We start from the raw sequence: 903 nt of genomic DNA, 5'->3' as shown, positions 1-903 counted from the left end.
CTCTGATAGAGTAGTCTTTATATTTTCACAAAGACCATTTGAAACCAACCGACTAAAGTTATAGCCATTCTCTTGCCCATCAGATAGAACAATGATATATCTGTTTTTATTTACCGCTCCATCAAAATAATTTGGTGCAGCAAGTAGACCTTGATACATATCTGTTCCGCCGTTAGCTTTCATATTCCTAACTTCTTGGCTGAAGTTAGATTTTAAATCAGAATCTGAATTGAACGCTCTTCGCTCTAAATTATGAAAATCCGGTATGCCATTTTCATCAGCTGAAGTACAAACATCTCTCAAATGTGAACTCCATTTTGATTGTAATTTGTCGTGAGGTTTATGATATGTAGAGTAAGGAATAGAAAATGGATACATATCCTTTCTTTTTAAGCTAATTTCTTTCGCTGTACGTTCTATATCAACATGTGAATATTTATTTCTACCGACTTCATAGCTAAGCTTTCCTAAGCCTAGTACGTTATCTTTATTGCTTGGTTCGTCAAACTTATACGTTCCATTATATTTCGTACTAGTTAAGTAATACCCACTTTCATGGTAAACACTCCACTCTTCACCAATGGATTTTAAGTAATCCTTATAGAATTTGTTTGGTACATATTCACCCTTATAACCATTCCAACTTACTTCAGCTCTAAACAGATTAACATAATACTCTGCTAATATTTTTTCTTCCTCGCCATAGCGATCTGACCTTGTGTCGTAATACTTTTCCCGATCGTCCCTTAAATCAAGAGCTAATAATTCGTTAAATGTAGGATCGCTTTTAACATTGTTATATGGAGTATCCTCAGATGCAAGTAATGGAGATGTACAGTAATACTTATCGTTGCTTTTTATTACTATTCTTTTAGTAAACGGTATAAAGCCAAAAGTTGATTT

1 pseudogene is annotated in these 903 nt (G+C 33.8%); it reads right to left on the bottom strand.

The window, feature by feature from the left end:
- Positions 1–903: pseudogene (locus tag ASV53_RS25690) on the bottom strand (hypothetical protein); the annotation flags it as partial.

Source organism: Photobacterium sanguinicancri (assembly GCF_002265265.1).
Taxonomy (GTDB): Bacteria; Pseudomonadota; Gammaproteobacteria; order Enterobacterales; family Vibrionaceae; genus Photobacterium; species Photobacterium sanguinicancri.
Note: the sequence above shows the minus strand (reverse complement) of the source record. Positions and strands in the feature narration are given on the sequence as shown.